Source organism: Pseudogemmobacter bohemicus, assembly GCF_003290025.1.
Lineage (GTDB): Bacteria > Pseudomonadota > Alphaproteobacteria > Rhodobacterales > Rhodobacteraceae > Pseudogemmobacter > Pseudogemmobacter bohemicus.
Map to the genome: position 1 here is coordinate 1,222,157 of NZ_QNHG01000002.1, position 23,371 is coordinate 1,245,527.

Annotated in this window: 22 protein-coding genes and 1 pseudogene; 10 read left to right on the forward strand and 13 right to left on the reverse strand. The window is 64.3% G+C overall.

Annotated elements, in window-relative coordinates:
- Positions 1-3: 3 nt before the first annotated feature.
- The gene (locus tag DRF71_RS13710) at positions 4-990 is read left to right on the forward strand and encodes an OmpA family protein (RefSeq protein ID WP_157971080.1); all 987 of its coding nucleotides are present in this window, start codon (positions 4-6) and stop codon (positions 988-990) included.
- A 69-nt stretch (positions 991-1,059) separates the two neighbouring features.
- Here DRF71_RS13710 and DRF71_RS13715 read toward each other — a convergent pair whose 3' ends face one another.
- Positions 1,060-1,965 carry a LysR family transcriptional regulator gene (locus DRF71_RS13715; RefSeq protein WP_112311043.1) on the reverse strand — a complete coding sequence of 302 codons (906 nt, stop codon included), beginning with the start codon at positions 1,963-1,965 and terminating at the stop codon, positions 1,060-1,062.
- Between the two features lie 451 nt (positions 1,966-2,416).
- Here DRF71_RS13715 and DRF71_RS13720 point away from each other — a divergent pair, with 451 nt between their 5' ends.
- Positions 2,417-2,671: a penta-EF hand family protein gene (locus DRF71_RS13720; protein ID WP_112311044.1), complete on the forward strand. Its 255-nt coding sequence runs from the start codon at positions 2,417-2,419 to the stop codon at positions 2,669-2,671.
- Between the two features lie 57 nt (positions 2,672-2,728).
- On the opposite strand, the gene DRF71_RS13725 is transcribed toward DRF71_RS13720, so the two are convergent.
- The gene (locus DRF71_RS13725) at positions 2,729-4,768 is read right to left on the reverse strand and encodes an FAD-dependent oxidoreductase (protein ID WP_112311045.1); all 2,040 of its coding nucleotides are present in this window, start codon (positions 4,766-4,768) and stop codon (positions 2,729-2,731) included.
- 313 nt (positions 4,769-5,081) lie between these two features.
- On the opposite strand from DRF71_RS13725, the gene DRF71_RS27445 reads away from it, so the two are divergent.
- A complete protein-coding gene (locus tag DRF71_RS27445; protein WP_157971081.1) occupies positions 5,082-5,513 on the forward strand; it encodes a c-type cytochrome in 432 nt (143 codons plus the stop codon).
- A gap of 85 nt (positions 5,514-5,598) precedes the next feature.
- Here the strand turns inward: DRF71_RS27445 and DRF71_RS13735 are convergent, their stop codons facing one another.
- From DRF71_RS13735 to DRF71_RS13745, 3 genes are read right to left on the reverse strand one after another with little or no spacing between them, the layout of a single operon-like run.
- A complete protein-coding gene (locus DRF71_RS13735; RefSeq protein WP_112311047.1) occupies positions 5,599-5,922 on the reverse strand; it encodes an I78 family peptidase inhibitor in 324 nt (107 codons plus the stop codon).
- 37 nt (positions 5,923-5,959) lie between these two features.
- The gene (locus DRF71_RS13740) at positions 5,960-6,262 is read right to left on the reverse strand and encodes an I78 family peptidase inhibitor (protein ID WP_112311048.1); all 303 of its coding nucleotides are present in this window, start codon (positions 6,260-6,262) and stop codon (positions 5,960-5,962) included.
- 28 nt (positions 6,263-6,290) lie between these two features.
- Positions 6,291-6,611: an I78 family peptidase inhibitor gene (locus DRF71_RS13745; RefSeq protein ID WP_157971082.1), complete on the reverse strand. Its 321-nt coding sequence runs from the start codon at positions 6,609-6,611 to the stop codon at positions 6,291-6,293.
- Between the two features lie 73 nt (positions 6,612-6,684).
- On the opposite strand from DRF71_RS13745, the gene DRF71_RS13750 reads away from it, so the two are divergent.
- The gene (locus DRF71_RS13750) at positions 6,685-7,815 is read left to right on the forward strand and encodes an S-(hydroxymethyl)glutathione dehydrogenase/class III alcohol dehydrogenase (protein WP_112311050.1); all 1,131 of its coding nucleotides are present in this window, start codon (positions 6,685-6,687) and stop codon (positions 7,813-7,815) included.
- A 182-nt stretch (positions 7,816-7,997) separates the two neighbouring features.
- Here DRF71_RS13750 and trhO read toward each other — a convergent pair whose 3' ends face one another.
- The gene (gene trhO / locus DRF71_RS13755; RefSeq protein ID WP_112311051.1) at positions 7,998-8,909 is read right to left on the reverse strand and encodes an oxygen-dependent tRNA uridine(34) hydroxylase TrhO; all 912 of its coding nucleotides are present in this window, start codon (positions 8,907-8,909) and stop codon (positions 7,998-8,000) included.
- A 97-nt stretch (positions 8,910-9,006) separates the two neighbouring features.
- Here trhO and pncA point away from each other — a divergent pair, with 97 nt between their 5' ends.
- The 3 genes from pncA to DRF71_RS13770 all read left to right on the forward strand — a co-directional run bounded on the left by pncA (position 9,007) and on the right by DRF71_RS13770 (position 11,384).
- Positions 9,007-9,621: a bifunctional nicotinamidase/pyrazinamidase gene (gene pncA / locus DRF71_RS13760; protein WP_112311330.1), complete on the forward strand. Its 615-nt coding sequence runs from the start codon at positions 9,007-9,009 to the stop codon at positions 9,619-9,621.
- A gap of 91 nt (positions 9,622-9,712) precedes the next feature.
- On the forward strand, positions 9,713-11,005 hold the full coding sequence (gene pncB, locus DRF71_RS13765) for a nicotinate phosphoribosyltransferase (RefSeq protein WP_112311052.1): 1,293 nt from the start codon (positions 9,713-9,715) through the stop codon (positions 11,003-11,005).
- Positions 11,006-11,075: 70 nt separating this feature from the next.
- Positions 11,076-11,384 (forward strand): DUF2834 domain-containing protein, encoded by a 309-nt coding sequence (locus DRF71_RS13770; protein WP_232831501.1) that lies wholly within the window; start codon positions 11,076-11,078, stop codon positions 11,382-11,384.
- Between the two features lie 845 nt (positions 11,385-12,229).
- Here DRF71_RS13770 and DRF71_RS29625 read toward each other — a convergent pair.
- Positions 12,230-12,648, reverse strand: a pseudogene (locus DRF71_RS29625) (transposase); the annotation flags it as partial.
- Here DRF71_RS29625 and DRF71_RS27450 point away from each other — a divergent pair.
- Entirely contained in the window at positions 12,532-12,909 is a 378-nt protein-coding gene (locus tag DRF71_RS27450) for a hypothetical protein (protein ID WP_157971083.1), read from the forward strand. The pseudogene DRF71_RS29625 and the gene DRF71_RS27450 overlap by 117 nt on opposite strands.
- 1,495 nt (positions 12,910-14,404) lie before the next feature.
- On the opposite strand, the gene arfB is transcribed toward DRF71_RS27450, so the two are convergent.
- The 6 genes from arfB to DRF71_RS13825 form a co-directional block, all read right to left on the reverse strand.
- The gene (arfB, locus tag DRF71_RS13790) at positions 14,405-14,827 is read right to left on the reverse strand and encodes an alternative ribosome rescue aminoacyl-tRNA hydrolase ArfB (protein ID WP_112311055.1); all 423 of its coding nucleotides are present in this window, start codon (positions 14,825-14,827) and stop codon (positions 14,405-14,407) included.
- Positions 14,828-15,079: 252 nt separating this feature from the next.
- Positions 15,080-15,700 (reverse strand): queuosine precursor transporter, encoded by a 621-nt coding sequence (locus DRF71_RS13795; RefSeq protein WP_112311056.1) that lies wholly within the window; start codon positions 15,698-15,700, stop codon positions 15,080-15,082.
- Between the two features lie 881 nt (positions 15,701-16,581).
- Positions 16,582-16,884, reverse strand: coding sequence for a hypothetical protein (locus DRF71_RS13805; protein ID WP_232831502.1), 303 nt, complete (start codon positions 16,882-16,884; stop codon positions 16,582-16,584).
- Between the two features lie 875 nt (positions 16,885-17,759).
- Positions 17,760-18,680 carry a penicillin-insensitive murein endopeptidase gene (gene mepA, locus DRF71_RS13815; RefSeq protein WP_112311060.1) on the reverse strand — a complete coding sequence of 307 codons (921 nt, stop codon included), beginning with the start codon at positions 18,678-18,680 and terminating at the stop codon, positions 17,760-17,762.
- Positions 18,677-20,155: an MFS transporter gene (locus tag DRF71_RS13820; protein ID WP_112311061.1), complete on the reverse strand. Its 1,479-nt coding sequence runs from the start codon at positions 20,153-20,155 to the stop codon at positions 18,677-18,679. Before DRF71_RS13820 ends, mepA begins: the two co-directional genes overlap by 4 nt.
- Positions 20,156-20,268: 113 nt before the next feature.
- A complete protein-coding gene (locus DRF71_RS13825; RefSeq protein ID WP_112311062.1) occupies positions 20,269-20,814 on the reverse strand; it encodes an acyl-CoA thioesterase in 546 nt (181 codons plus the stop codon).
- A 190-nt stretch (positions 20,815-21,004) separates the two neighbouring features.
- Between DRF71_RS13825 and DRF71_RS13830 the strand changes: the two genes are divergently transcribed.
- Positions 21,005-21,292, forward strand: a complete 288-nt coding sequence (locus tag DRF71_RS13830) for a YggT family protein (RefSeq protein WP_112311063.1) — start codon at positions 21,005-21,007, stop codon at positions 21,290-21,292.
- On the forward strand, positions 21,292-23,352 hold the full coding sequence (gene recQ, locus DRF71_RS13835; RefSeq protein WP_112311064.1) for a DNA helicase RecQ: 2,061 nt from the start codon (positions 21,292-21,294) through the stop codon (positions 23,350-23,352). Before DRF71_RS13830 ends, recQ begins: the two co-directional genes overlap by 1 nt.
- Positions 23,353-23,371 lie beyond the last annotated feature (19 nt).

Sequence of the window (23,371 nt, forward strand, 5' to 3'; positions counted from 1 at the left end):
ACCGTGACGCTCCGCCTGCCTTTGCTCGCCCTGATCTGCGCGCTTGTTCCGGCGCTGCCTTTGTATGCGGCCGACCCGTTCCAGCCGGTCTTCCCCTTTCCGGTCAGCGGTGCCACTGCGCAGCCTTCGGTCTATGACAGCTATGATCTGCCCATCGCGCCCTGGCGGGATGATGCTCTGCCGGTCGCGCGTTTCGAGGGCCAGGTCGACCGCCGTGCCTGGCAGCTTGAGACCGGGGGAGCCTCGCTGCTGGAGGTGCTGGCGCCTTTGCGCGATCAGCTGGAGGCGCTTGGCTATGAAATCGTGCTGGATTGCGAGGCGCGCAGCTGCGGCGGCTTCGATTTCCGTTTCGCGACCGAGGTGCTGCCGGAACCCGGGATGCATGTCGATCTGAACGAATTCCGCTTTCTCTCGGCCCGGCGGGGCGGCGAGGCGGTGGGGCTGATGATCAGCCGCTCGGCCAGTGCGGGCTTTGTGCAGATCATCACCGTCGGGCAAGAGGCGCTGCCGGCGCCGGTGCCGGGCCAGAGGCCGGGGGCCGGAGAGGACCCGCCGGCGACTGCGCTGATTCCGCTGGCAAAGCCCGTCACCCTGCCGTCAGAGCCGCTTGCTGCTGGCGATGCGCTGGCTTTGCTGGATGCGGGCCTGCCCTTCGCGCTGGATGATCTGGTGTTCGAGACCGGCTCTGCCGCGCTCAGCCATCGCGATTATCCCTCGCTGGCGCTGGTGGCCGAATGGTTGCGGGCCGATGAGGCCCGGCGCCTGATCCTCGTGGGGCATACCGATCTGTCCGGCTCGCTTGATGCCAATATCGCTTTGTCGAAACGCCGCGCCGAAGCGGTGCGCGCCGCCCTGATCGCCGATTTCGGCATTTCTGCCGCCCGGATCAGCGCCGAAGGCGCCGGCCCGCTGGCGCCGCGCGCGACCAATGCGAGTGATGAGGGGCGCCAGAAAAACAGAAGGGTCGAGGCCATTCCGGCCTCGACCTGAGTTAGGCTTTCCCGCAAGGCGTGAACAGGAAAGTCGAGGGATTTCAGTCTCGTATCGCCGTCTGGCGGGTCACCACCTGTCGGGCCCCTTGTCGATGAAGCGGCGGGCGAGGAAGTCGATGAAGGCGCGGACCTTCGGCTGGGTGAACCGGCCCGGCGGGTAGACGGCATAGATGCCCAGAACCTCGGTGGGCAGGCCCGGAATGGCCTCTTCGACCTGGCCCTGACGCATCGCATCGGCATAGAGGAACGAGGGCAGATAGGCAATGCCCAGCCCCGCCAGCGCGGCATTCAAGAGGCTTTGACCGTCATTCACCGTCAGCCAGCCATTCGAGCGCACCTGGCGGCGCTCGCCCGAGGGGGCGGTGATTTTCCACACATTGCCATTGGCCTGGTTGGAATAATGCAAGAGTTTGTGTTCGTTCAGATCGTCGATCTTCAGCGGGCGGCCATAGCGCTGGAAATAACCCGGCGAGGCGATCATGCGCTTGGTGGTCTCGGTCAGCTTGCGGGCGCGAAGGCTGCTGTCTTCCAGCTCGCCCACCCGGATCGCCATATCGAACCCTTCCGAGATCAGTTCCACATAGCGGTTGTTCAGCACCATGTTGACGGTGATATCGGGATATTCCAGCAGGAAATCGCCAAGGATCGGCGAGAGCAGGTTCACCCCGAAATCGGTCGCGACCGAGATCCGGAGCAGCCCCGAAGGCGCCGATTGCATCGAGGTGACCAGCGCATCGGCCTCTCCCGCATCATTCAGCACCCGCCGCGCCCTGTCGTAATAGGCGAGGCCGATCTCGGTCGGCGAGACCCGGCGCGTGGTGCGGTTCAGAAGCCTTGCGCCGAGCCGCGCCTCCAGCGATGAGACATGTTTCGAGACGGCAGATTTCGAAATACCCATCTTCTTGGCCGCATCTGTGAATCCGCCCTGATCCACAACGGTGGCAAAAGCTTCCATTTCGGTCAGTCGATCCATCGGGTTCCTCGGCAGCAGAATTGAGGGCAGGTATTAAACGGTGGCAGCAGTCGAAGGCGGCGGGTCCGGTCCTGCGGGGCTGAAGAGACAGCCTGGCAGAGAGGTTCCAGATCCTGGGCCTTTCCCTTCTTTGACCCCCAATTCGGGCGGGATCGGGGCAGAGGCGCGTCCTATCCGGGGAATTACCGGGGATCGTTGAAGGCACGGAAACGCAAATCGCGCGTCCCCGCGCCTGGCAGCGCCGCGCGCAAAGCCGCCCGGGGCGTCGGCGGAAAAAGGCCCGATACGGCCTCCTGGCGGGGAAAACCCGCTTTGGCCGGCACTTTCGGCGGGCGATCCCCGCCGGTCCGGTCCGCCCCTTTACGCCGCCGCCTTCCTGCCCAGATTGGAGACGGGCGCCGCAAATGCCGGTTGCCCTCTGACTGAAACGGATAACCGAAAGGAACACCCGATGAAACGCATGGCTCTCTTCGCAATGCCCTTTGGCCTCTTCGCCGCCGCGGCCGTCGCGCAGACCGCGCTGCCGATGATCGAGGACCTGGACGCCAGCGGGGACTGGTCGCAGGCTGAGCTGCAATCGGTCTGGCCGGATCTGACGGCCGAAGGCTTTGCCGCAATCGACACCGATGCGAATGGGGCGGTCTCGCCCGAGGAATTGCAGGCGGCGGTCGATAACGGCCTGGTGCAGCTGCCCACCCAGCAATAAGCGGGCGGCTCAAAGGGGAGCAGGGGGCGGCTGTCCGGGTCGCCCCCAACCTTTGACCTAAAGCTGCGCCGCCAGCCGCATGGCCTGGTCAATGGCGCGTTTAGCATCCAGTTCTGATGCGACATCCGCGCCGCCGATCAGGTGGTGGCCGATGCCCAGATCCTCAAGCTGTGCGGACAGCCCGCCCCCTGACCTGCCGCCCGGCTCCTGACCTGCGCAAAGGACCACCGTATCGGCGGGGATCAGCTGCGGTTCGGTCGCGGTTCCGGGCCCTTCCGGCCTGAGGTCGATTTCCAGCCCCCCGGCCCGGATCTGCCGATAGCTGACCCCGCCGATCATCTGCACCCCTTTCGCGGCCAGCGTCGCGCGATGGATCCAGCCCGTGGTCTTGCCAAGGGTCTTGCCGGGCTTGCCGGGCTTGCGCTGCAACAGCCAGACCTCGCGCGCAGGGCGGGCGGGTTCGGGCCGCACCAGTCCACCACGCGCCTCCCAGGCCGGGGCCACGCCCCATTCGTGCCGCCACAGATCGCGGTTCATGGCCGGGCTTTCGCCCGCCTCCACCAGATATTCCGCCACATCGAACCCGATCCCGCCGGCGCCGATCACCGCCACCCTTGGCCCGACGGCGGCGCCCTTCAGCACGTCGATATAGCTTAACACATGGGCGCCCGGCTCAGAAGGGATGCCGGGATCGCGCGGCAATACGCCAATGGCCAGGATCACCTCGTCAAAGCCCGCGAGATCCGCAGCCTCGGCCCGCTCCCCTTCGCGCAAGCTGATGCCGGGATGGTCCAGCATGGTGCGAAACCAGGCGATCAGCCCATGGAATTCCTCTTTCCCCGGCACCTGTTTCGCAAGGTTCAGCTGGCCGCCGACCTCGCCCGCCTCCCAAAGCGTGACCTGATGCCCGCGTTCCGCCAGCGTCACCGCCGCCGTCATCCCCGCCGGCCCGGCACCGACCACCGCCACCCGTTTCGGGCGGGCTGCGGGGGTGATGACCAGCCCGGTCTCATGGCAGGCGCGCGGATTGACAAGGCAAGAGGTCAGCCTGCCGGAAAAAGTATGGTCCAGACAGGCCTGGTTGCAGGCGATACAGGGCGCGATCCGCGCCGCCTGGCCGCTGGCGGCCTTTGCGATGAAATCGGCATCGGCCAGCCAGGGCCGCGCCATCGAGACCATATCCGCCTGGCCCGAGGCGAGGATCTCCTCCGCCACCTCGGGCCGGTTGATCCGGTTCGAGGCGATCACCGGCAGCGAGACCTCGCGCCTGAGCTGCGCCGTCAGATCGGCAAATCCCGCGCGGGGCACCGAGGTGGCAATGGTCGGCACCCGCGCCTCATGCCAGCCGATGCCGGTATTCAGCACATCGGCCCCGGCCGCCTCGACCGCGCGGGCAAGCGCCGCCACCTCTTCCCAGGTCGAGCCGCCCGGGATCAGGTCGATCAGCGAGATGCGGAAGATCAGGATCTTTGAGGGCCCAAGTACTGCGCGCACCTGGGTGACCACCTCCAGCGGCAGCCGCATGCGGTTTTCATAAGCCCCGCCCCAGCGATCCTCGCGCTTATTGGTATGGGTCACCAGAAACTGGTTGAGGAAATAGCCCTCGGACCCCATCACCTCGACCCCGTCATAACCGGCTTCAACGGCGCGGGCGGCGGCACTGGCGATGTCGGCGATCTGCTTTTCGATCCCCTCTTCATCCAGCGCGCGGGGCGGGAATGGCGATATCGGCGATTTCACCGCCGAGGGTGCCACGCAATCCGGCCCGTAAGCATAGCGACCGGCATGCAGGATCTGCATCGCGATATGGCCGCCTTCGGCATGGACAGCGTCGGTCACCAGCCGGTGCTTTGCGATATCCTTGTCCGAGAACAGGCCCGAGGCACCGGGAAACACACCGCCCTCGCGGTTCGGCGCCATGCCGCCGGTGACGATCAGCCCGGCGCCGCCGCGCGCCCGCGCCGCGTAAAAGGCCGCTACCCGCGCCTGGTCGCCGGTCTCTTCCAGCCCGGTATGCATCGACCCCATCAGCGCGCGGTTCCTGAGCCGGATCCCGGCAAGCTCCAGCGGCTCCAGGAGATGGCGAAATTCAGTCATGGCTGGCCTCCCTCAGACAGCGCGATACTGCCGCGCCGCGCGCGCAGGGTCACCCGAAACGCAGCGTCATCCCGAGGTCCGGGTGGCTTTCATCCTGGCAATACCACGCCTGCCGGAGGCATCCGCCGCCCGCCCCAGGTTCCCGGACTACGGGTTCCCTGCTCTGTCTTCCCCGACCCGCGCGTGCCGGCCCGGCATCTGCTCACGTTTCTGTGAAGACGCCCTCGTATGGCCCGCTATCGCCGCCGCCGGCGACATGCTTAACTTCGCCTATCCATGTCCAGCAAACCAAGTCCAGCACCGGAGCCAGACCATGAGACCCGTTACCGCCGCCCTGATCACCTCGATGATGCTTGCCGGCGCCGCTTTTGCCGCCGATCCGACCCAGCCCGAGGCAATAGCCCGCGCCACCCTGATGCAAGAGGTCGGTCGCAATTCAAAGATCCTCGGTGATATGGCCGGCGGAAAATCCGGCTATGACGCCGCTGCGGCCGAGGCCGCCAGGGCCGCGCTGATCAAGGCTGCAGGTGAGATCGACACGGTTTTCGCGACCGAAGGCGCCCCGGATGATGTGTCCGAAGCCCTGCCTGCGATCTGGACCAGCTGGGGTGATTTCACCACGAAATCCGCCGCTTTCGCCCAGGCCGCCGCAGGGCTCGACACTGGCTCGGCCGAGACGATCAAGGTGGGGATGGGGGCGATCGGCGGCAGCTGCAAGGGCTGCCATTCGGTTTACCGCGAGTAATCCCGTTGTCACCTGCCCCCTGAAAGAAAAGCCGCGCCGGGTCTGATCCGGCGCGGCTTTCTGGTTTCGGTTGCGCAGTTCAGGTTCAGCCGCAGCTCAGGCGGATGATCTTTCCGGCGGCATCCAGCTCCACATTCAGGCGGGTTTGCAGGTAATCCATCGTCATCGGCTGACCCGGCGAGAGCACGCGGATCGGGTCTCGCCGATTGGCAAGCGCCGAAAGCGCGGCCGCGTCCTTGCCGATCACATGGCTCGATTCCCGGGCAGCGCAGGTGTCATTGGCCGGTTCGGGTACAATCGGCCGGGTATCCGCCGGTGGGGTCGTGGGGACGCAGGCGCTCAGCAGCAGGCCGGCGCTCAGCGCAAGACCGGCGTAAAGCGGCAGCGGATTTTGACGGGAGAGGGTCATTTCAGTCTTCCTTATGATCGGCAGAGTGTCCGGCAGTTTACCCGCAGGTCAGGCTGATGATGTGATCCTGCGCGTTCAGCGTAACGTTCAGCCGCGCGGGGTTGAAATCCTCGGTGACCATATCGCCGGGGCGGATCAGCCGCAGCGGCCCGTTCACCTCATCGCCGGGCAGCGCAGTTGCCGGTCCGCCGGTCAGATGCGCCATACGGTCGGCACCGCAAAGGGCCGGATCGGCCACCTGGCGCGGCGCCGGAACGTCACCGCTGCCACCTCCCGCACAGCCCGCAAGGCCGGCCAGCGCCAGTATCAGCAGTCCAGTTCCAAAGGCGCGGCTTTGCATCGTTTTCCTCCCGGGGTTGTTCACGGATTTAACCACATTCCAGCCGGGTTATGATCCCCTGATCATCAATATACGCGTTGATCCGCTGAGGGATGTAATCCGTCTGATCGACGATGCCGCCGGGCGGAATGATGCGCGAGACGCCCGCGAGGCGGACGGTGCGCAGATTGCCGGCGGGCTGGCCCTGCAGCGCGCTCAGCGCGGCCAGGCGGCAGGTGTCGGGGGTGCGCTCGGTCAGCGCCGGGCGGGTGGAGGCGGGAACAGCGACCGGTCGGGGAGCCACCGCCGGCGGGGAACAGGCCGCCAGTATCAGGGCAAGGGCGGCAAACCGGGAAACAAGGGCAAACATATCTCTTCCTGCGTTGCTTTCCGCGCCAGTCTGGCCCAGGTTACGCGCGATTGTTAAGGGAGAAACATAAGCCATGCGTACCCGTGCCGCCGTAGCTCTTGCCGCAGGCAAACCGCTGGAAATCATGGAAGTGAACCTTGAAGGCCCGAAGCGGGGCGAGGTTCTGGTCGAGATAAAGGCGACGGGCCTGTGCCATACCGATGAATTCACCCGCTCGGGCGCGGATCCGGAGGGGATCTTCCCCTGTATTCTGGGCCATGAGGGCGCCGGGGTGGTGATCGAGGTCGGCGAGGATGTCACGACGCTGAAACCGGGCGATCATGTGATCCCGCTTTACACGCCGGAATGCCGCGAATGCCCGTCTTGTCTCTCGGGCAAGACCAATCTCTGCACCGCGATCCGCAACACGCAGGGCCAGGGGCTGATGCCCGATGGGACGACGCGGTTCTCGCTTTTGGATGGCACGCCGGTCTATCATTACATGGGCTGCTCGACTTTCGCGAACCATACGGTGATGCCGGAGATTGCGCTGGCCAAGGTCCGCGATGACGCGCCGTTCGACAAGATCTGCTATATCGGCTGCGGGGTTACGACCGGGATCGGGGCGGTGATCAATACGGCGGGGGTCGAGATCGGCGCGACGGCGGCGGTGTTCGGCCTTGGCGGTATCGGTCTGAACGTGATCCAGGGCCTCAGGATGGCGGGTGCAGATATGATCATCGGCGTCGATCTGAATGACGACAAGGCCGAGATGGCGAAGAAATTCGGCATGACCCATTTCGTCAACCCCTCGAAGATCGAGGGCAGCGTGGTGCAGGAGATCGTGAACCTCACCAAACGCGGCGCGGATCAGATCGGCGGCGTCGATTACTCGTTTGACGCGACCGGCAATGTCAAAGTGATGCGCGACGCGCTGGAATGTTCGCATCGCGGCTGGGGCGTTTCCGTGATCATCGGCGTGGCGCCCGCCGGGGCCGAGATCTCGACGCGGCCGTTCCAGCTGGTGACGGGGCGGGTCTGGAAGGGGACGGCGTTCGGGGGCGCGAAGGGGCGGCGGGACGTTCCGAAATTCGTCGACTGGTACATGGACGGCAAGATCGAGATCGACCCGATGATCACCCATCAGCTGAAGCTGGAAGAGATCAATCACGGCTTTGACCTGATGCATGAGGGAAAGTCGATCAGGGCCGTCGTGGTGTACTGAGCGCCTGGGGGATCTGCGGGGCGCCTCTGGCAGATGCCGGGGGCGCTTCGCCCCCCGGACCCCCCGAGGATATTTAAGGACAGATGAAAGGCACCCTCGGGCTATTTTCATCTGTCCTTAAATATCCCACGGGGGTGCGGGGGTGTGAAACCCCCGCTCCTGCGCCGGCAACCAGTGCATCCTCAGCCGGAATTCGCGCCCAGATGCTTTTCTCCGCGAGCCTGTGAAAGCCGCATCTGCTTTTCTCTTTCGCGGAAGCGGGCGCGATCCTCCGCCGGGTATTCCCCGACGCAGGCCGGGCAGCAGACACCCTCTTCGTAATCCGGGTGCAGGCGGTCATCGGAAGAGACAGGACGGCGGCAGGCGCCGCAGCTGTGATAATCACCCGGAACCAGGCCGTGCCCGACAGAGACGCGACCGTCGAAGACATAGCATTCGCCCTGCCAGAGTGAGGCCTCTTCCGACGTCTCTTCCAGATATTTCAGGATGCCGCCTTTCAGATGGAAGACATCCTCGATCCCCTGGGAGATCAGGTAATTGGTCGATTTCTCGCAGCGGATGCCGCCGGTGCAGAACATCGCGATGCGCTTGTTGTGAAAGCGCTCGCGATTGGCTTCCCACCAGGCGGGGAAGTCGCGAAAGCTTTTGGTGCCGGGATCGACCGCGCCTTTGAAGGTGCCGATCCCCACTTCGTAATCGTTGCGGGTGTCGATCACCGCCACATCCGGGGCCGAGATCAGCGCGTTCCATTCGGCGGGCGTGACGTAATGCCCGACCGAGGCACGCGGATCGACACCTTCGATGCCCATGGTGACGATCTCGCGCTTCAGCTTCACCTTCATGCGGCCGAAAGGCATCTCTGCTGCTTCGGCCTCTTTCCAGTCCAGATCGGCGCAGCCGGGCAGGGCGCGCAGATGGGCCAGCACCGCGTCAATACCCTCGCGCGGGCCTGCAATAGTGCCGTTCACGCCTTCATCCGCCAGCAAGAGCGACCCTTTCACCCCCTTGTCAAGGCACAGCGCCATCAGGGGGGCGCGCAAAGCGGCCGGATCGGGAAAGCGGGTGAAGTGATACAGCGCGGCGATGATGATCATGGGCGCGAAATGGACCCGCGCGGGTCTGAAATCAAGCGGATTGGTTGACGCAGCCGCAGGCCCGCGAGAGGGTGGGGCGAAAGCGGAGGGGAACAGGATGCGCGAGACCGATACGGCCCTGATCGTGATTGATGTGCAGAATGATTTCTGCCCGGGCGGCGCGCTGGCGGTTGCGGGCGGCGATGAGATCGTCCCCGGCATCAATGCGCTGATGGCGGAGTTTTCCTGTATCGTGCTGACCCAGGACTGGCATCCGGCGGATCACAGCTCTTTCGCCGACAACCACCCCGGCGCAGCGCCTTTCTCGGTGACCGAGATGCCTTACGGCGCGCAAGTCCTCTGGCCGCGCCATTGCGTGATCGGAAGCGCGGGGGCGGCGTTTCACCCCGGGCTCAACACCGACCCGGCGCAGCTGATCCTGAGGAAGGGCTTTCGCCCCGGCATCGACAGCTATTCGGCATTTTTCGAAAATGACCGCGAGACCGCGACCGGGCTGGAGGCCTGGCTGCACGCGCGTGGCATCACCACGCTGGTAATTGTGGGCCTCGCCACCGATTACTGCGTCGCTTATTCGGCGCTGGATGCGGTGCGCCTGGGCTTCCGGGTCGAGTTGCGCGAGCATCTGTCCCGCGCCATCGACCTTGACGGCTCGCTTGAAGAGGCCATGGCGCAGATGGAGGATGCCGGCGTCGTCATGGTCAATATGCCCTGAGATGCTTTGCATCCGGATTTCCTGACAGGAATACTGGACACTTCGCCGCCCGGTTGCTTTAACCGCTCTATCCGCCCCGCAGGAGGCCTGAATGGTCGATATCGCAACCCGCGTTCACAACCATAACTGGAAGATCGACCCGATCGTCCGGTCTCTGCTGGATACCGATTTTTACAAGCTGTTGATGTGTCAGTCGATTTTCCGCAACCGGCCGGATACCAATGTGACCTTCTCGCTGATCAACCGCACGAAATCGGTGCGGCTGGCCGATCTGATCGACGAAGGCGAATTGCGAGAACAGCTGGATCATGTGCGCTCGCTGTCTTTGCGGCGCGGCGAAAGCACCTGGCTCAGGGGCAATACTTTTTACGGCAAGCGCCAGATGTTCCGCCCCGATTTCATGGAATGGTTCGAGGGGCTGAAACTGCCGCCTTACTATCTGGAAAAGCGGGACGGCCAGTATGAGCTGACTTTCGAGGGCAAATGGCCCGAGGTCATGCTGTGGGAGATCCCGGCGCTGGCGGTGATCATGGAGCTGCGCTCGCGGGCCGTGCTGAAGGACATGCACAAATTCGAGCTTCAGGTGCTTTATGCCCGCGCCATGACCCGGCTTTGGGAAAAGGTCGAAAGGCTGCGCCAGATCCCGGGGCTGAAAATGGCCGATTTCGGCACGCGCCGCCGGCACAGCTATCTCTGGCAGGACTGGTGTGTGCAGGCACTGCAAGAGGGGCTGGGAGAGGCCTTTACAGGCACCTCGAACTGCCTGATCGCGATGAAGCGCGATATCGAGGCGATCGGCACCAACGCCCATGAGCTGCCCATGGTTTATGCGGCACTGGCAAAGACCGATGCCGAACTGGCCCAGGCGCCCTATCAGGTTCTCGCCGACTGGCATGATGAACATGATGGCAATCTTCGGATGATCCTGCCCGATACATTCGGGACCGAAGGCTTCCTGAAACGCGCGCCGGACTGGCTGGCGGGCTGGACCGGCATTCGTATCGACAGCGGCGATCCGGCGGCGGCGGCAGAGATGGCGATCCGCTGGTGGAAGGAACGCGGCGAGGATCCGCGCGAAAAGCTGGTGATTTTTTCGGACGGGCTGGATGTGGCGATGATCGAAAAACTGCATGCGCAATTCCAGCGGCGGGTGAAGGTCTCCTTCGGCTGGGGCACCAATCTGACCAATGATTTCCGGGGCTTCGTCCCGAATGACGCGCTGGCGCCGTTCAGCCTGGTGTGCAAGGCGGTCTCGGCCGATGGGCGTCCGACGGTAAAGCTGTCGGACAACCCGAACAAGGCGATGGGTCCGGCATCCGAGATCGAGCGCTACAAGCGCGTCTTCGCGGTGGGCGAGCAGCAGGCGCAGGAGGTGCTGGTCTGAGAGGGCCAGTCCTGAGAGCGCCGGCTTGGGCGGGCGCTGCCGCAACACGGGGCGCGAAGAGGAAACACCTGTGCAATTCCGGCATTTCTACCTGGCAATGGCGGTCATCGGAACGCTGCTGCCCTGGTTTTTCTTCGGCTCGTTCTTTGCTCTGAACGGCCTCGATATCCCGCTCTTCCTGCAATCGCTGTTCGTAAACGGGGCGGCGGCCGGTTTCGCTGTCGATGTGCTTTTGTCGATCCTCGTTTTCCTGATCTGGTCCTGGCGGGACTCCGCGCAGAATAATATCCGGCATTGGTGGCTGGTGCTGCCCGCAAGCTGCACCGTCGGCCTTTCCCTGTCCTTGCCGCTCTATCTGTGGTTGCGCGAGCGGGTGTAAGCCCCCGAGGCCCATAACGCCTCAGTCTGGCCCTGCCCGCCGGGGTCAGTGTCGGAACACAGAACCTCATAATTCCGGGTCAGAGCGCGCATCCTGCACCGCAGACCTTCACCAATGCAACATGTGGAGTTGGGTGACAGCCGGGTGGCCAGGGGTGATTGTGCTTTTGATTATGATGCGCGGCACCGCTGGTATCAGACTGGCCATCAAATTATCTGCGATCTGGGTCATATGCGCGTTCACAATGATCAGGATGCAGGGCTGGAATGCGGCTCCGATCTTGTGTGACCCTCATGGTGGCACTTCTTGTGTCTCTGGAAATTGTCCGTAACCGGAGCGAAATCAGCTTCTCCTCAGAAGACACCAGAGTACATTCCTTCCCCGAAGGAGTGCGGCAGGCAGGCGTGGTTCTTTTGCGGGGTACATGGTTCTGTCAGTCTTCTTTATAGCGCCGGTCTTTCCCGCGATTTTTGCGACTGACAGCTTCCATATGGCACCAGCAGTAATCTTTACCAGCATGTCGGGTCGTGCGGCGTTCCTGTCGGACTGTGCCTTGGCCTGGCCCGGCAGGGGCAGGGAAGACGAAACGCTCGGTAACCTGCACCTCCGCTGAGGTGCCGTTTTTAATACTGTCCGTTGCGCGGGGCTTGGGCGTGGGATGGCGTTGGGAACGCTCGCGGGGGTGCCGCTGCGGGGTCCTGGCGTTGCCTTTGGGGAATGGGCGCTGACGGTGGGGCGGCCATAAGGACTGGTAAGGGCCGGAGGTGCGATTGTGGTGCAGGCCGGGAGGTTGTGGCCGGGAATTGTGATATGCGGGCGGTTCCATCATAGTGGAGCCTGGCCATTTACAGGTGCTCGTGCCGCCCTGGACAAGCGCCGGCACGCCGGAATCTCGGAATCTGAACGGGGGCGGGTTGACGGAGATGACGGGGCTTCATCATGCGGCCCGCCCCGTGGCGATGCTCCCGTGCCGGTGCGCGCGATTGCGGCTTTTGCCCGGGCGGGATGAGAGCGCGGGCCTCTGCGATGGTCTGTGGGGCGGTCTCAGGGTCTGTGACCTGGAGGAGGTTGCGGAACTTCGCCATATTGGCCTTGCGGGTGGCGCCGGCGAGCAAGCCGTAGTGACGGATTCAATGAAAGCCAGGACATGGATCTGGAAGCGGTGGATGAACGCAGCGGTGGACAGCCGCATGATCTTTTGCCGATCATCCTGCCTGATGCGGTACTCTTTCCGGTGGAAGGCCACCGCCCGGGCGCACGCAGATTTCCTGCCGCTGACCGGTTGGCTCCGGGCGCCTGCGGCGAACCGGTTCTGCCGCTGCGACGCAGGCGCATTGCTGCGGCAGCCGTGAAGGGCGGCTTTGAAACAGGGAATTCAGCGTTCCGGGCTGCTGAGCCGCTGAAAAGGGCCGGTCGGCTGAACCCGATCCCGGCATGTTGCTGCAAGCCTGCCCCTCCGGACAGCGTCCGCACGCCTTCAGAGCCGATGCCGGGATATCGGACAGTGCTGTCGATCTTAGTGTGACCAGGCAAAAGCGGAACGGCCCGCAGGTTGCCGGTCGGCTTGCCGATCTGCGCAACCTTCGATCAGCGCATCGGGTGGGGCCTGTAGCGCTCGGCCTGGGCCCTGTTGATGTGATCCAGGCTGCAGGATGCGGGCATATCGGGGCGTCGAGAGATGCACATTCTGGTGGATACAGCGGGGCCACAGATAGCCACATGCCTGACCCAGGCCCTCGGCCGGCAGGCTGCTGGCGCCGGCATCACCGCGCGCCGGGTCAGGCTGACATGGCCGGCATTGGCCTGCTGCGAGGCAGGGCCATGGGCGCGAAAGCTGTCAGCCAGGTCCGGCTCTGCCGGGGCAGCGCGCGCGCCGGGACTATCGCGGCTGTCCTGGCCCGTTCTGGCCTTGCAGCGTCGGGAGCGCTTCGAAAGCGCTGACGGTGTTGCGGATCGTCCTGGTGGCACCAGGGGTGTATCGGGCCGTGGTGCCGGGTCCCGGCCATGCCCCGGCAGCCGCTGGATCACGCGGATATCGGGGTTCGGCTCCGGAAGATGCGTCCGCGATCCTGTGGCGCAGGGCGTGCAACCTGGCGGCCTTCTGTCCCCGCCAGAGCCATGACCCAGCCAGAACCATCGCACCGCCAGAACCATCGCGCCGTCACAGCCATGACCCCGGCGAAAGCACGGCCCGGATGTCGTGGGGGATCGGATTGACCCGGGCGTGCCAGCGCGCGCGGCCTGCCCTCGTGCCGGGGGCGCGGCCTGCCCTTGTGTCGCGCCTCGCGCCAGAAGAGGCACAGCAGATCCGGGCCGGGCCGGGCGGCAGCATGACCCTGTGGTCCTTCGGGCCCTTGCCCTGCCCGACCCTTTGCCCTGCCCGACACGAATCGGCATCCGATCCCTGTCGATGGTGCCGATCCCGGGAGTGCAGCCCCCGGTCGCCCGCAGTCCTGAAGTCCCGCAGTCCCGCAGCAGAGGTGATGCCGGGCGCAGCCCGATCCGTCAGCCCCGGCCCCGGCGCGGCCATCAGGAGGCCGGAAACCGCCTCCAGGCTGAAAACCACGGGCCGCCAGGCGCGGCCGGACCGAAACGGCATGAACCGCTGCATGTCTTCGCGCCCGCAGGTCATTCTGAAAAGAACCGCAGCGCCGCAGGGTGTCGGAGGCCGGGGCGTGATACCCGCATCGGCCATATGGGGCGGCCAGGCCCGGGGCTCCTCCGGCCTGGCCGTATCGGGAGGCTCCGGGAAAGAGGCGAAGCCCCGGATGACACGGATGCGTAACTGCCGGGCCTTCTTCCCCATACCCCGGATGCACATGGCTTGATCCTGGGCCGGCGCAGCGGGGCAGTGCCCGCCCCGGTCATGGACCCCTCCCGCCCGATGAAGCCCCCCGAGCGTCAGACAGAAATCCCCGCAGCCAAAGGCACCGCGCCCACATCACCCATGGACGCCCAAAAATCTACCAATGCAGACAGCCGCATCGGCAAGGAGACCATTTGGCCGTGACGCCATCCGCTCACTCCTCGTCACCGATCCGGCCCCGCATCGCCTTGACCTCGCCGCGCGCGGATTTTGACGCGAGCCGGCGTTGCTGGCTGCCCCAGGTCGCCTTGGTGGCGATGCGGCGTTTGGGGGTGACCAGCGCCTGGCGGATCAGCTCGACCAGCCGTTCGCGGGCGATCTCGCGGTTGCGGGCCTGGCTGCGGGTCTCGTCGACCTGGATGATCAGCGCACCTTCCAGCGTCCATTTCCGCCCCGCAAGGCGTTTCAGCCGCGTCTTTACCGGCGCGCTCAGATTCGGTGAGCGTTCGGCCTCGAATCGCAGCTCAACCGCGGTCGAGACCTTGTTGACATTCTGCCCCCCCGGCCCCGAGGCGCGCATGAAGCTTTCGGAAAGCTCCCAATCGGCGATGGCGATGGAATCGGTGACATGCAGCATGGCGCAAAGGGGGGGCAAAGAAGAGAAAGGGCCGCCTTGTCGGCGACCCCTTCCGAGTTCCAAGGAGATGGGCCAGTTAGGAATTGAAGGCCCAATCAGTCGTTCGTCTTACTGAGGGGCTGCCCTCAGAAAACACCCCTCCTGACTGTCTTGACACCTCTCTCCAATATCACTCTAGACACTGGATCACCTCCTTTCGAAATGTTTCCGATAGGGTGATGCTGGCACAGATTTGGTATCGATCAAGTAAATTTACGCAAATCTTGCGGTCACTTTGCCGATTATGATGCGGAAAGGCACCAGTGCGATCAGGGCCAGCGCAATTTTTACGCACCAGTCACCAATGGCGAGCGAGATCCAGAAAGGTGCTGCCGGCCCAAAACCCAGAAGGGGGGTTGGCTGGGCGGCCCAGGACACATCAACGGCGGGTTCCAGGAAGGTGAAAAGGGCGGCGAAGGCCACCGAAAAGAAGATCACCGTGTCGATGGTCGAAGAGATCAGCGTCGAGATCAGCGGCGCCTGCCACCAGGGCCGGTTGCGCAAAGCGGTAAAGATCGAGACATCGCTCATCTGTGCGACAAGATAGGCGAGGCCCGAGCCGATGGCGACGCGCAGCGTCACGAGCGGGCCGAATTCGCCCATGATCTGCGTGCCGATCAGCGAACAGACAAGGCCGGTCAGAAACCCCGCCAATACGACGATCCGCGCGGCGCGCGGGCCCTGGATGCGGTTGACAAGGTCACCGACCAGGAAGGCGAAAGGATAGGTGAAAGCGCCCCAGGTCAGCCAGGCCCCGAAGGGAAACTGAACCAGGATATTCGAGGCCAGCACAATGGCGGCCATGGCAATGATGCCGGGCAGAAGGCGGGTCATGGATGTATTTTCCGTTTTGACAAGGTAGCGGAGACTTGGCCCCCGCCTGCGCGGGGAGACGGCGCTCATTACGCCTGTCGCGTCGGGGCGTCAACCGCGCCCATGCCCGGGTCCCGGGTGCAAACTATGTGTAACTGCTTATACCGCTGAGCCACCATTTGGGTCGCAATGACGGAAGTGGCCGGCGGCCAGACCAGCGGCATCATCCGGTATCAATACCGTTTCCGGCGATCCTGCCCTGGGTTTCGCGCCACCATTCCCGGATGGCTGGTTGCGAGGGCCGCGAAAAGCCGTCCTTCCGGCAGAACCGCCGGGTCCGCTTGCGGTTCAGCCATGGCCGTCCCGGCGAAAGATCACATGCAGGCGGCGATGGCCGAACCGCGGATGCGTCCCCGCTCGGCACCTCGCGGCCAACCGCATCGACGTCCAGAGCCGGTCGCGAAAGCCATTGGTCACTTTGCGAACCAGCGCGGGGTTCCTATTGACCGGGCCAGAGCTGATCCGGACAGCCCAGGCTTCATTCGGGAACATGTGGCGTTTTTGCCGGTCTCTGGATCCTCGAATTTCGGCAGGCCGCGATGGGGCTCGTTGTTGTATGCCTAGATCATCGCTCAGGCAGCGGCGACAAACTCTTCCCAGCTGGGGAGATGGCGGGACTTGCCGAATTCCTTCAGCTCGCGGTGGGTGATCTTGTGGATCTTCTGCCCGACCTCTTTGTCCATCTTCGCGCCGATATAGGTCGGGAAGCGCTCAGCCGGGCGATCCCAGACCGTGGCATTCGGGCGCTCGATCCGGCCCTTGGCCTGCGTCCATAGGGCGCGGCATGCATCTTCGTGATGCCGGGGCGGCCCATCAGACCGCTGACACCGGCGTCCATCGCATCATTGCGATAGCCCGGCCCCCCGGTCGGTGTAGAAGATGGTGCAGATCCCATGCGAGATGCAGGAATTGCGCAGGGCCTCCGCGACCGGGTGCTGGTTTTCAGAGCGGGCCAGCGAGATGCCGACGATCTTGCGCGTCACGATATCCAGAACCGTGGTGATCTCGGGGCGGATCGGGCGATCTGTATGCGGGTCCGCGATCTCGGCCGCGAAGGTCTTGCCGTCCGAGGTGTAGATCAAACCTGGCAGCATGTCGTCGGTGGTGCGGGTGACATATTTGCCGTCGAAGGGAACTGCCAACACCTGAGCCCTTCACCGCAAAATCCATCGCAGGGGACGTGATGACCAAACGGTTGATCGACCACGGGTACGGCCACACCGCTCTCGGGCTGACGAAGCACAGCCATGATCTGCGGTTCCGTGAAACGGCTCTTTCTCATTCGAATCTCCTCAGCTCACGCTACGAGAAACCCCTACTTATGTAGCCCCTTAGCCCTGGGCAGAAGTACCGAACTGCCGGGGGAGAGGTCAAAGCCAGTCGCACTCGCGCTGAGCAACCCCCGCCAGTAAGCGCGATCAAACCCTGGCTCCGGCACCTCGTGGCCCTTTCGTCGTCAACGGTTTCTGCACGGCCCCCCCCCCGGCGCGAACAGAGCCGCAAGACGGTCGGGGTCACGGGAAGCGAATTGACCTCTGTGAGCCAGCGTATTGACTATCCCAAAGCCGCTGATGATGCCTTCTGCTTCGTCGGCCCGAACAGGTTGCACCCTTTCCGCAAGGTCTTTGCGAGGCGGAAAGGGCGAACCGGTTCCGGCACCCGCATGACCGCCAGCTCTGTCAGAAGGATTGCGCTCTTTGCTGCCGGTGAGGGTGAAGCCTTCTCAACCGGGATATAAAGCAATCACTTGCTTTACAGATCGAAGTCACTTTTTGCGCCGCAACGGCTCTGATATCTCCAGGCGAGATAAACGACACATCCCTGACAGCCCGGTCTCGCGCTCTGCCGCCTTACTGCGATACAATTCGTTGTGCGCCATGCGCGCGCGGCCCCCCGTCTCCTGCGAAGCCCCGGGGATATTCAGAAACAGATAAAAGAAGGCGCGCTTTTCATCTGTCCTTAAATACCCCCGCCGGAGGCACTCCCGGAGCCGCTTGCGGCTTCGGGACGGTCTTTTGCTTCAATTGGCGTCCAGAACGCCCTGACACTGGCGCGGCAGGTCGGCCATGGTGAACTGGCGCGGGTGCTTTTTCTTAGGCGGATCCTCTTCGTCGGGATCCTTTTTGCCCGGCTGCTTCTTGGGTGGGTTGAGGTAATCGGTCACCCACCAGTCCAGCGTCTCATCGCAGCCATTGCCGCCTTTCGACAGCTCCGCGACGGTCGGTGTCTGGGTCTCGCAGGCACCGGCGCCGGCCGGACATTTCAGCCGTACATGGAAATGCGTGTCATGCCCCGCCACCGGGCGCAGCTTTTGCAGCCAGGCGGTGTCCGACTTCTTCGCGGCCTTGCAGATCTCCAGCTTGATCGCGGCGGCGACGAAAATCCGGTCCACCCGCGGGTCAGAGGCCGCCGTCTTCAGCAGGTTCCGCGCCGTCGGCCCCCAGGCGCCGGTCACCGATTTCTGATCGGCCGAGCGCATCGGGATCGACGAGAGGCTTTCCCGTTCCGCCACCGACAGATCCAGCCGCTTCGGCGCCAGCCACCAGAGATCCACATCCAGCCCGATCTGATGGCTGGCATGGCCGGTGATCATCGGCCCGCCCCTCGGCTGGCTGATATCGCCGATGTAAAGCCCCTTGCCCCAGCCGATCTGGCTGGCGCTATAAGAGAGGTCCATCAGGAACTCGACCATCACCGGCTGCCCCCAGTTGCGGTTTCTCGACAGCCGCATCGACTGCCAGGTCGGGCCGTTTTCAGGCATTTTCAGCAGCCCGGCCGCGCAGCCTTTGGCATAGGAGCCTATCGGCATCGGATCCTGTTTCGAGGGTGTCTTCCAGGCGCCGAACAGATCCTTGGCAAGCTGCTGCGCGGCGGCGGGCAGCGGCGCGCTCAGCGCCACGCAAAAGGCTGCCAGAAAAAGCGGGGCACGCAGGTTGATCATGGCTGTTCACCTTTGGGATTGACGAAGGCCAGCATCACCAGCCCCAGGAGGAAAAGCACGATCAGCGGCAGGCCGATACCAATCCGGTCCGACCCCGAGATCGCGGCAACCAGCGCGATGGCCGAAGGGGCGATGAAGCTTGCCACCTTGCCCGAAAGCGCGAAGAGACCAAAGGCCTCGGAGGCGCGCTCGGGTGTGGTGTGGCGCAGCATCATGGTCCGCGAGGCGGCCTGGACCACGCCGCCGGCGCCGCCGATCAGCGCGCCGCAGATCATAAAGATGCGGTCGGATTCGCTGGAGGCCGAGTCCAATGCGATGCCCCAGACCTGTTCGCGCGTCAGACCCAGTAGGACCACGCAAACAAGCGTCAGCACGACGATGGCAAAGGCGATCACCGGTTTCGGGCCGAGGGCGCGGTCTGCCCGCCCGCCGATCCAGGCGCAGATCACCGCCGCGAGAGCGCCAACGATGCCGAAAATGCCGATCTGCCCGACGCTCCAGCCCAGCACATTCGATGCATAGATGCCGCCAAAGGCATAAAGCGCGTTCAGCGCGTCGCGATAAAGCAGCGAGGACCCGAGATAGGCGCTGAGGCTTTTGCGAAACCTGAGCGAGGCCAGCAGCGCGCGCAATTCCCCGAGCGCACGGCCCAGCTGCAGCGGCCGGCTGACGGTCTTCGGCTCTTTGACCCAAAGGAAGAAGGGGATCATAAAGACGATGAACCAGATCGCGACAAAGGGGCCGACGATGCGGGTGCCGATCATCGTTTCGCTGTCATCGCCCAGGATCGGCGGGATGCCGAGATAGGTGCGGGGTCCCGCATCACGGGTTTCTGCTGCATCAGTTTCGGGGCCGGCAAGCGTGTCATCCTCGACCAGCGGCTGGCCGGTCTCGCCCATCATGCCGGCCATCTCTCCGCCATTGGATTGCGGTGCGGTGATAAACAGGCCCAGCATCAGCAACAGCGCAATCAGGCCGCCCAGATAGCCAAAGGCGAAACCATAGCCGGAAATCGCGCCAAGATCCTCGTGATCCGACAGCGATGGCATCAGCGAATTGGTGAAGATGGTGGCGAATTCCATGCCCACGAAGCCAAGGCCGAAGAACACGACCGCCCACCACAGGATGGCGGCCTCTCCGCCCGGAGCCACCCACCACAAGGCCCAGGCCCCGACCACATAAAAGGCCGAGAAGATCCAGACCCAGATCAGCCGCCTGCCGGTGGAATCCGCGATGGCGCCAAGGATCGGGGCAAGCACGGCGATGATCACCGATGTCGCGGCGATACCCCAGCCCCAGAAGCTGGTTGCGGCGGCTTTTGCGGCCTCTTCATCAAGGCCCGTGCCCATGTAATAGCCGCGCGCGACCTCGGCGAAATAGGGGACGAAGATGAAGGTCATCAGCAATGTGCTGTAGGGCTGGCTGGCCCAGTCAAAGAAATACCAGCCCCAGATCCGTTTCTTCGCACTGACCATTGCACACCCTCTGTTTCGATTATCAGTGAATCGCGAAACGGTGCCGGGCGCAAGCGCTACGGTTCAGGCAGTCGGGTCAGGGCGGTCAGATGCGGGCGGTCAGGTCCAGGCAGTCAGGCCGGATCAGACTGCATCGGCGGCCAGGGCCGGCCGGCATCGGCATCGGACCAGGCGCTGACCCAGGCGGGCAGCGGCGGGCTTTCCGGCGCCAGCCCAAGCGCCACCGCCATTTCGGATGGCGCCACGATGCCGCGCGCACCCCGGGTGATCGCCGAGCGGATCAGCACATGCGAGGTGCATTCGCCCTGCCGCCACATGCTTTGCTCAAGATAGACGAAACGGCTGTCCCAGCCCACCATGCGAGACCGCATCTCAAAGCGCTGAAACGCCCGCACCCGCCGGCGATAGCGGACCGAAGCGCCGGCAACCGCCATGCCCCAGCGTTTTTCCTTTGCCACCCGATGCAGCCCGGTGCGTTCCCCCAATGGCAGGCGGCCGAGATCGTAAAGCGTCAGCGTGCGGCCATTGTTCAGCTCCCTCCAGGGGTCGATATCCCAGGGCAGGCAGAGATGGCTGGCGATATGGGTGCCGAACGGGTCAAGCGCCGGCTGCCGCCGCGCCTTTGCGATCACGAGGATCATGCGAAACCAGGGATACATCGCGTTCTCCGTGCGGTTCCGGCTCTGCCTGGCCAAAGCATTTGCAAAGGTCAAGGCTGACCCGGCGTTCAGACGGGCCCCGTTAACCGCGGCTTCACCAGCTGCCCGATAGTGTGGCGGCATTCTGCTTTGGCTTGCCCTGAGACCCGGCTCGCGCTACCTGTTCCAAAGCGCTCGTTATGGGGGAAAGATGAAGTCCGTTTACGATATCCTGATGCTTCTCCTTGGCGTGGCGCAATTTGTGGTGCTTGCCCATGTCATTCTCAGCTGGCTGATCAATTTCCAGGTGCTGAATATCCGCCAGCCTCTGGTGGCCCAGATCTGGTACAGTCTGAACCGCCTGCTGGAGCCGGTTTACAACCGCGTCCGCAGTTTCCTGCCTTCGATGCAGGGCATTGATTTCGCGCCGCTGGTGGTGCTGCTGGTGATCATTGGGCTTCGGATGATCCTCTTCAACAACCAATACGCCTTCCTCTGATGCGCGATACCGGCCAGCCGTCTCCCGCCGCGCTGCTGGCGGAGATTTTCGGATTCCAGGGTTTCCGCCCTGGTCAGGCCGAGATTGTCGAGGCGGTGACCCTGGGGCAGAACACGCTGGCGATCATGCCGACCGGCGGCGGCAAATCGCTTTGCTTCCAGCTGCCCGCCTTGTGCCGTGAGGGTGTCACAGTGGTGATCTCGCCGCTGATCGCGCTGATGCGCGACCAGGTGCGGGGGCTGCGTGAGGCAGGGGTTGAGGCGGGGGCGCTGACCTCCGGCAATACCGATGAGGAAACAGAAGAGGTCTTTCAGGCGCTGGATGAAGGGCGGCTGAAGCTGTTATATATGGCGCCTGAGCGGCTGGCTGCGGGGGCGACCATGGCGCTTTTGCGCCGGATCGGTGTTTCGCTGATCGCGGTCGATGAGGCGCATTGCGTCAGCCAGTGGGGCCATGATTTCCGCCCCGATTACCTCCGCATTGGCGAGCTGAAACGGGCGCTGAACGTGCCGCTCGCGGCCTTTACCGCCACCGCGGATGAGGAAACCCGGGCCGAGATCGTGCAGCGCCTGTTCGACGGCCAGCCGCCCGCGACCTTCCTGCGCGGCTTTGACCGTCCGAATATCCATCTCAGTTTCGCCGCCAAGGATGGCCCGCGCGAGCAGATCCTCGCCTATGCGGCGGCGCGGCGCGGGCAGTCGGGCATCGTCTATTGCGGCACCCGCGCCAAGACCGAGACGCTGGCCCAGGCTTTGCGCGAGGCGGGGCATACCGCGCTGCATTACCATGGCGGCATGGACCCCCAGGACCGCCGCGATGTCGAGACCCGCTTCCAGCGCGATGACGGGCTGATCGTGGTGGCGACGGTGGCTTTCGGCATGGGAATCGACAAGCCCGATATCCGCTGGGTCGCCCATGCCGATCTGCCGAAATCCATCGAATCCTATTACCAGGAGATCGGCCGTGCCGGTCGCGATGGGGCGCCGGCCGAGGCGCTGACGCTTTATGGCGCCGATGATATCCGCTACCGCCGCACCCAGATCGACGAAGGCGCCGCACCACCCGAGCGCAAGGCCGCCGATCACGGGCGGCTGAATGCGCTGCTCGGTCTGGCCGAAGCGCTGGCCTGTCGCCGCCAGGTGTTGCTGTCTTACTTTGGTGAGGAAAGCGGGCCTTGCGGCAATTGCGACCTCTGCGCCGCGCCGCCTGCGGTGTTTGACGGGACAGAATCCGTTCGCAAGGCGCTTTCCGCCGTGTTGCGCACCGGGGAAAGCTATGGCGCCGGCCATCTGATCGACATCCTGACCGGCACCACGACCGAAAAGGTCCGCGCGCGCAGCCATCAGGACCTGCCGACCTTTGGCGTCGGGCGGGACCTGTCGAAACAGGCCTGGGGGTCGGTTTTCCTGCAGATGATGGGGCGCGACCTTCTGCGCCCGGATTTTGAACGGCACGGCGCGCTTCGGATGACCGATTCCGCGCGTCCCGTTCTGCGCGGTGAGGTGGAAATCCGGCTGCGCCGCCCCGATATCCGCGCCCCGAAAGCGGTGGTAAAGACGCTGGTGGCCGAGGAGGACGCACCGCTTCTGTCCGCGCTGAAGGCGAAACGCCGCGCGCTGGCCGAGGCGGCGGGCGTGCCGGCCTATGTGATTTTCGCGGATCGCACCCTGATCGAGATGGCCGAGAAACGGCCGGAAACGCTGGATCAGATGGCAGGGATCAACGGGGTCGGCGCGAAGAAGCTGGACAGCTATGGCCGGGCGTTTTTGCAGGTGATCGCCGGGGCGGTGCAGGCGCCGCATCCGGCGCGGGCCGCGCTGGCGGGGCAGGCGGCGGGCGTGGTCTATGACCTGCTGGCCGAGGCGCAGCTGCGGCTGGTGCGGGGCGAAGACGGGATCGGCAAACACCTCTCCTGCACCGCCACGACGCTGCGCCAGATCGCGGAACGCCGGCCGTCAAACCTGGACGAGCTGGAGCGCGTCCAGGGCATGGGCGCGCAAAAGGCCGAGCGTTTCGGCCCGGCCTTTCTGGAAATCCTGCAAGGCGTTCCCCGCCGCTGAGCCCCCCCCCCGCCGCTGA

Bases quoted from the DNA above. Each gene is read 5' to 3' on its own strand.
- DRF71_RS27445 (WP_157971081.1), top strand. From the start codon at position 5,082: ATGAGACCCGTTACCGCCGCCCTGATCACCTCGATGATGCTTGCCGGC.
- DRF71_RS13750 (WP_112311050.1), top strand. From the start codon at position 6,685: ATGCGTACCCGTGCCGCCGTAGCTCTTGCCGCAGGCAAACCGCTGGAA.
- DRF71_RS13820 (WP_112311061.1), bottom strand. From the start codon at position 20,155: ATGGTCAGTGCGAAGAAACGGATCTGGGGCTGGTATTTCTTTGACTGG.
- pncB (WP_112311052.1), top strand. From the start codon at position 9,713: ATGGTCGATATCGCAACCCGCGTTCACAACCATAACTGGAAGATCGAC.
- DRF71_RS13745 (WP_157971082.1), bottom strand. From the start codon at position 6,611: ATGTTTGCCCTTGTTTCCCGGTTTGCCGCCCTTGCCCTGATACTGGCG.
- trhO (WP_112311051.1), bottom strand. From the start codon at position 8,909: ATGATCATCATCGCCGCGCTGTATCACTTCACCCGCTTTCCCGATCCG.
- recQ (WP_112311064.1), top strand. From the start codon at position 21,292: ATGCGCGATACCGGCCAGCCGTCTCCCGCCGCGCTGCTGGCGGAGATT.
- mepA (WP_112311060.1), bottom strand. From the start codon at position 18,680: ATGATCAACCTGCGTGCCCCGCTTTTTCTGGCAGCCTTTTGCGTGGCG.
- DRF71_RS13825 (WP_112311062.1), bottom strand. From the start codon at position 20,814: ATGTATCCCTGGTTTCGCATGATCCTCGTGATCGCAAAGGCGCGGCGG.
- arfB (WP_112311055.1), bottom strand. From the start codon at position 14,827: ATGCTGCATGTCACCGATTCCATCGCCATCGCCGATTGGGAGCTTTCC.
- DRF71_RS13725 (WP_112311045.1), bottom strand. From the start codon at position 4,768: ATGACTGAATTTCGCCATCTCCTGGAGCCGCTGGAGCTTGCCGGGATC.
- DRF71_RS13735 (WP_112311047.1), bottom strand. From the start codon at position 5,922: ATGACCCTCTCCCGTCAAAATCCGCTGCCGCTTTACGCCGGTCTTGCG.
- DRF71_RS13740 (WP_112311048.1), bottom strand. From the start codon at position 6,262: ATGCAAAGCCGCGCCTTTGGAACTGGACTGCTGATACTGGCGCTGGCC.
- pncA (WP_112311330.1), top strand. From the start codon at position 9,007: ATGCGCGAGACCGATACGGCCCTGATCGTGATTGATGTGCAGAATGAT.
- DRF71_RS13830 (WP_112311063.1), top strand. From the start codon at position 21,005: ATGAAGTCCGTTTACGATATCCTGATGCTTCTCCTTGGCGTGGCGCAA.
- DRF71_RS27450 (WP_157971083.1), top strand. From the start codon at position 12,532: ATGGATCTGGAAGCGGTGGATGAACGCAGCGGTGGACAGCCGCATGAT.
- DRF71_RS13795 (WP_112311056.1), bottom strand. From the start codon at position 15,700: ATGACCCGCCTTCTGCCCGGCATCATTGCCATGGCCGCCATTGTGCTG.
- DRF71_RS13720 (WP_112311044.1), top strand. From the start codon at position 2,417: ATGAAACGCATGGCTCTCTTCGCAATGCCCTTTGGCCTCTTCGCCGCC.
- DRF71_RS13715 (WP_112311043.1), bottom strand. From the start codon at position 1,965: ATGGATCGACTGACCGAAATGGAAGCTTTTGCCACCGTTGTGGATCAG.